Origin of the sequence: uncultured Frigoribacterium sp., assembly GCF_963515265.1 — a bacterium.
Classification (GTDB): Bacteria; Actinomycetota; Actinomycetes; order Actinomycetales; family Microbacteriaceae; genus Frigoribacterium.
In genome coordinates this window covers 1-5,655 of record NZ_CAUPYL010000167.1, presented here as the reverse complement: position 1 = coordinate 5,655, position 5,655 = coordinate 1, and the positions used below count along the sequence as shown (strand labels likewise).

The window sequence follows — 5,655 nt, the reverse complement described above, 5'->3', positions numbered from 1 at the left end:
CGCGTCGCGTGCCCCGCGTGCGTCGCGTGCCCCGCGTGCGTCGCGTGCCCCGCGTGCGTCGCGTGCGTCGCGTGCCCCGCGTGCGTCGCGCTACACCCCGCATTCTGCACTACACCCGCAGTTCTGGGGGTGTGGTGCTGGTCCGGGGGTGTAGCTCGGCGCCACGGACGAAGCTGCGCCCCGTGCGAGGGGCGCTCGCTCTGGGGGTCGTGCAGGAGGCGCGCGGCGGCTTGGATCGGACACGGACGTCACGAGGCGCCCCGACCAGGAGGACGCCCCATGGCCAGCACGATCGCACGCACTCAGCTCGGGGTCGTCGTGCTCGGCATCGCCGCCGCGACCCTCTTCGGCGGCACGCTGCCGGACCGCGCGGCGGACGATTCGGCCGCGCAGCAGCCGTCGCAGCAGCAGTCGGCCTCCGACGCGGCTCAGGCGACCGACGCGGGCTCGCGCTAGGCCCCGGGCCCTACGCCGACTCGACGGTCGTGCGGAGCTCGACAGGGCTCGCAGGCGGAGCCCACACGGTCGGACCGGACACGAAGAGCACGACCGGGTCGACCCCGGACACGTCAGCACACCGCCGGCCGTACGGGCCACCACCAGCGGGCCGCCTCGTGCGACGGCCTAGTGCGACGGCCTAGAAGGGCGCGACGCCGCTGCGGTCGATGAACGCGCCCGTGGGCCCGTCCGCCCCCTGCGTCGCCAGCTCGACGATCGCGTCGGTGCCCTCGGTGACCGTCTGGTGCCCGCTGTGGCCGTTGAGGTCGGTCGCCGTGTAGCCGGGGTCGGCAGCGTTGACCCGGATGCCCGGCAGGGCCTTGGCGTACTGGACGGTGAGCATCGTCACGGCCGACTTCGACGCCGTGTAGAGCGGCGCCACCACGGTCGACTCGATGCGGTCGGGGTCGTGCACCGCGGTGAACGAGCCGAGCCCGCTCGTCACGTTGACGATCGCGGGCGCCGAGGACGCGCGGAGCAGCGGCAGGAACGCGTGCGTCGTGCGGACGATGCCGGCGACGTTGGTGTCGAGGACGAGGAGCGCGTCGGCGCCCGTCAGGTCGGCGGGGTCGGCGTGCGACCCCGTGATGCCCGCGTTGTTGACGAGCACGTCGAGCCCGCCCTCGGCCCCGACGAGCTCGGCCGCCGCGGCGACAGAGGCGTCGTCGGTGACGTCGAGCTGCACGAAGCGCGCGCCGAGCTCGTCGGCGGCCTGCTGCCCGCGCGACGCGTCACGCGCCGCCATCCAGACGGTGTGGCCCTCGGCCAGCAGGCGGCGGGCGGTCTCGAGGCCGAGGCCCTTGTTGGATCCGGTGATGAGTGTCGTGGTCATGGGTCGAGTCTGCGCGCCGCCGTCGACGCGCGCGTGGCCCGCCCCGGCAGGAGGACTGCCAGTACCAGGCAGCACCTCCCTGGGGAGGAGAGGATGAGCGCATGCCTGCACAGGACGACCAGCTCGGCTGGCTGCTCAAGACCTGGCGCGCCCGCCTCGCCCCCTCCGATGCCGGCCTGCCCTCCGGCGGCCGGCGCCGAGCGACCGGCCTCCGCCGCGAGGAGCTCGCCGCCCTCGCCGGGCTCTCGGTCGACTACGTCGTCCGGCTCGAGCAGGGCCGCGCCCGGCACCCGTCCGACCAGGTCGCCACCGCTCTCGCCCGCGCCCTGCAGCTCGACGACGCCGAGCGCGACCACCTGTTCCGCAGCGCGGGCCTGCTGCCCCCGACGTCGGCCGTCGTGTCGCGGCACATCCCGCCCGGCGTGCAGCGGCTGGTGGGTCGCCTGCGTGAGACGCCCGTCGCGGTCTTCAGCGCCTCCTGGGACCTGCTCACCTGGAGCCCGCTCTGGGGACGCCTGCTCGGCGACCCCGAGGGCTGGCCCGCGGGCGAGCGGAACATCGTCGTCCGGGCGTTCCGCGACGCCCGTCGCGAGGCCGACCCGGCTGCCGCCGCGGCGGAGGACAGGACACGGACGACCGCAGGAGGCGCGGACACGGCGGTGCGGACCCGTCACCTCGACGGCTCGGGCGGCGCCCGCTTCCGGGCCGCCCTCGTCTCCGACCTGCGCCGGGCGCTCGTCGACCACCCGGCCGACCCTCGCCTCCGCGCGCTCGTCGACGGGCTGCTCGCGTCCGAGCCCGCGTTCGCCGAGCTCTGGGCCCGGGGCGCGGTCGGCGTGCACGAGTCCTCGCGCAAGGTGATGGACCACCCGCTGGTCGGCCCGCTCGAGCTCGACTGCGACGTGTTCACCGTGCCGGGCAGCGAGCTCGCCATCGTCGCGTACACCGCCGCCGAGGGCACCCCGGCGGCCGCGGCCCTCGACTTCCTGCGGGTCGGAGCCGTGGGCGCCGTGGGGATCTCCGGTGACGTGTGCGAGACGCCCGACGCTGCCGCCGCCTCCTCGTCGTCCTGGGAGCGCTAGGCACCGCGCGGCCCGCAGATGCCGACCGGAGAGCCCGCAACAGTGGCATTTCCGGTCGCGGAACGTGTTCTCGGGGCCTGACGGTCGGCATGTGCGGCCATCGACGTCGAGCCCGGCCGGCCCGGCCCAGGCAGCAGTGCGCCCGGCCGCGTGCGAGGAGCGACGGGGCCGGGCGCAGGGACCGAGGAGGCGCGGGTCGGCTAGGCGAGCATCTCGCGGACCAGCGGCACCACCTTCGTGCCGTACAGCTCGATGCTCCGCATCATCTCCGCGTGCGGCAGGCGGCCCATGCTGTAGCGCATGTCGAAGCGCGTGGCGCCGAGCAGCGCCATGTTCTGGGCGATCTTCGCGGCGACCGTCTCGGGCGAGCCGACGTAGAGGGCGCCCTGCGGGCCCGCGCTCTGCTCGTACTGCGCACGGGAGTAGGGCGGCCAGCCGCGCTCGCTGCCGAGCTGGTTCGTCTGCGCCTCCTGGTACGGGAACAGCACCTCCTTCGCCTCGGCGTCGGTCTCGAGCACGAAGCCGGGCGAGTGCATCGCGATGGGCTGCGACTCCTTGCCGAACTCGCCGAGGGCACGGCGGTAGAGGTCGGCGTAGGGCGCGAACTGGGCGGGCTGGCCGCCGATGATCGCGAGGAAGAGGGGCAGGCCGTAGTGCGCCGCACGGATGACCGACTGCGGGGATCCGCCGACGCCGACCCAGGTCTTCAGCGTCCCGCTCTCGGGACGCGGGTAGACCCACTGGTCGCTGAGGGAGCCGCGCTTGGTGCCCTGCCAGGTGACGGGCTCGTCCTTGAGCAGCTCGGCGAAGAGCTGGATCTTCTCCTCGAAGAGCACCTCGTAGTCCTGCAGGTCCAGTCCGAAGAGCGGGAACGACTCGGTGAAGGAGCCGCGCCCGAGGATGACCTCGGCCCGGCCGTTCGAGAGCGCGTCGACCGTCGCGAAGCGCTCGTAGACGCGGACGGGGTCGTCCGAGCTGAGCACGGTCACGGCCGAGCCCAGGCGGATCCTCTCGGTGCGGGCCGCGATCGCCGCGAGGACGACCTCGGGCGCGCTGACCGCGAAGTCGACGCGGTGGTGCTCGCCGACACCGATGAAGTCGAGGCCGACCTGGTCGGCGAGCACGGCCTGCTCGACGAGGTCGCGGATCGACTGGGCGTGCGAGATGAGCTCGCCCGCGCCGTCGACGCCCGCCGGACGCTCGGTGACGTCGCCGAAGGTGTCGAGTCCGAACTCGAGGGGGTGTGCCATGGGGTGCGCTCCGATCCGCTGCGTTTCATGCGTGTGCATGATCTTACGGGGTGAACCGTGAGCGGCGGCTGGGCATTCCACGGCGCGGCGGGGTGCGGGAAGTCGGCGGGAACCCGCCGAACCCTGCAGCGCGAGCGCGAACGGAGCGGTACGAGCCCACCACCGCGGCTGCCGCTCACGCCGAGGGGAGGCGATCGAGCAGGTTCGCCGCGATGCGCCCGGGCATGCCGCTCCGCACCGTGCGACCCGCCTGGCTGTCCGGCTTGCGCTCGGCCTGGTCGCGGATCGCCGCGGCGAACTCGGCGGCGAAGCCGAGCCGCGGGACGGCCGCGACCAGGGAGGCGACGAACGCCGCGTCCCAGTCCGCACCTCCTGCGCCGCTCACGTCGAGGCTGGTCGCGCGCTCGAGCAGGTGCGCCTCGGGATCGAGCGCGACGTCGACCGACGTCCACATGTGCCGCTCGACCACCTCGGCCAGGCGCCGCTGACGTGCCTCCGGCCAGCCGGCTCCGGCGGCGAAGACGCGAGCGACAGCTCCCCCGGCGTGCTCGAAGTCGACGGCGTGCGCGTCGAACGACGGCACGAGGCCGAGGTCGTGCAGCAGCGAGGCGACGTAGAGCAGCTCGGCGTCGAACCGCACGGACTCGCGGCGCCCGAGCTCGGCGGCGAGCGCCCACGAGCGCACGCTGTGGCTCAGCAGGGCAGGGCTGGCGTGGGCGGCGGTGACCTCCCGGGCGCGGGCGGCGACGTCGGAGGGCGGCACGAGGAGGCGCGCGACGGCGGCCGAGGAGGCGGAAGGTGGCGAGGAGCAGGAGGCGGAAGGAGGCGAGGAGGCGGTCGCAGACGAGGAGGAGGCGGACGGAGGCGAGGAGGCGGAAGGAGTCGAGGAGGAGGCGGACGAGGACGAGGGCGGGACGGACGACATGCCCCCGAACCTACGAGTGGACGCCGACCCCGACCAGTGGCAGGATCGCCAACGAACACGTCAGCACTGCCAGATGCCGGGAGGCACCATGGACCGCATGAAGGTCGTCACCCTCGTCGCCGACGGCGTCGCCCCCTTCGAGTTCGGCGTGCTCTGCGAGGTCTTCGGCCTCGACCGCAGCGCCGACGGCGGCCCGTCGTTCGAGCACCGCGTCGTCACCGAGCACCCGGGCGTCGTCGCCACGAACCAGGGCTTCGGCATCACCGTCCCCGACGGCCTCGAGACGGCGGCCGACGCCGACGTGGTGTGCGTCCCAGCGCTCGGCAGCTACGGGGCCGACGGCACGCTCTCGGCTGCCGTGCGCGACCTGCTCGTCGCCGCCGAGGCGCGAGGCGCCTGGCTGATCAGCGTCTGCAGCGGCGCCTTCGTGCTCGCCGACGCCGGGATCCTCGAGGGCCGTCGCGCCACCACCCACTGGATGTACGCCGAGCGCCTGCAGCGCGAGCACCCCGGCACGACCGTCGACCCCGACGTGCTCTTCGTCGAGGACAGGAAGGTCATCACGAGCGCCGGCACCGCCGCCGGCATCGACGCGTGCCTGCACTTCGTCCGTCGCGTCGCCGGGGCCGCCGCCGCGAACGTCGTGGCCCGCCGCATGGTCGTGCCCGCGCACCGCGACGGCGGCCAGAGCCAGTTCATCGAGACGCCGCTGCCGAAGGAGGTCGACGCCTCGCTGACGCCCCTCACCGACTGGATGCTCGCGCACCTCGGCGAGGAGCAGACCGTCGAGGCCCTCGCCGCGCGGGCCCACATGTCGCCCCGCACCTTCGCCCGCCGGTTCAAGGCCGAGCTGGGCACGACGCCGGCCGCCTGGCTGACGAGGCAGCGTCTCCTGCGGGCACAGCACCTGCTCGAGGTGACCGGCCTCGGGCTCGACGCCGTCGCCGGTCAGGCCGGGTTCGGGTCGGCCGCCGTGCTGCGGCACCACTTCACGCGGGTGCTCGGGACGACGCCGCGCGCGTACCGGGCGACGTTCCGCGGGGCGGACGCGGCCGACGCCGCCTGACC

General features: G+C 74.4%; 6 protein-coding genes. 3 read left to right on the top strand and 3 right to left on the bottom strand.

Annotated elements, in window-relative coordinates; all coding sequences use genetic code 11:
* Nucleotides 1-279: 279 nt before the first annotated feature.
* Nucleotides 280-456, top strand: a complete 177-nt coding sequence (locus RWM17_RS11605) for a hypothetical protein (RefSeq protein ID WP_314103854.1) — start codon at nt 280-282, stop codon at nt 454-456.
* Between the two features lie 181 nt (nt 457-637).
* Here the strand turns inward: RWM17_RS11605 and RWM17_RS11600 are convergent, their stop codons facing one another.
* Complete coding sequence (locus RWM17_RS11600) at nt 638-1,330, bottom strand: SDR family NAD(P)-dependent oxidoreductase (RefSeq protein WP_314103853.1); 693 nt, start codon at nt 1,328-1,330, stop codon at nt 638-640.
* Nucleotides 1,331-1,431: 101 nt separating this feature from the next.
* On the opposite strand from RWM17_RS11600, the gene RWM17_RS11595 reads away from it, so the two are divergent.
* The gene (locus RWM17_RS11595) at nt 1,432-2,412 is read left to right on the top strand and encodes a helix-turn-helix transcriptional regulator (RefSeq protein WP_314103852.1); all 981 of its coding nucleotides are present in this window, start codon (nt 1,432-1,434) and stop codon (nt 2,410-2,412) included.
* A gap of 200 nt (nt 2,413-2,612) precedes the next feature.
* On the opposite strand, the gene RWM17_RS11590 is transcribed toward RWM17_RS11595, so the two are convergent.
* Complete coding sequence (locus RWM17_RS11590; RefSeq protein ID WP_314103850.1) at nt 2,613-3,662, bottom strand: LLM class flavin-dependent oxidoreductase; 1,050 nt, start codon at nt 3,660-3,662, stop codon at nt 2,613-2,615.
* Nucleotides 3,663-3,837: 175 nt separating this feature from the next.
* The gene (locus tag RWM17_RS11585; RefSeq protein ID WP_314103848.1) at nt 3,838-4,587 is read right to left on the bottom strand and encodes an HD domain-containing protein; all 750 of its coding nucleotides are present in this window, start codon (nt 4,585-4,587) and stop codon (nt 3,838-3,840) included.
* A 97-nt stretch (nt 4,588-4,684) separates the two neighbouring features.
* Between RWM17_RS11585 and RWM17_RS11580 the strand changes: the two genes are divergently transcribed.
* Nucleotides 4,685-5,653: a helix-turn-helix domain-containing protein gene (locus RWM17_RS11580; RefSeq protein WP_314103846.1), complete on the top strand. Its 969-nt coding sequence runs from the start codon at nt 4,685-4,687 to the stop codon at nt 5,651-5,653.
* Nucleotides 5,654-5,655: the final 2 nt, after the last annotated feature.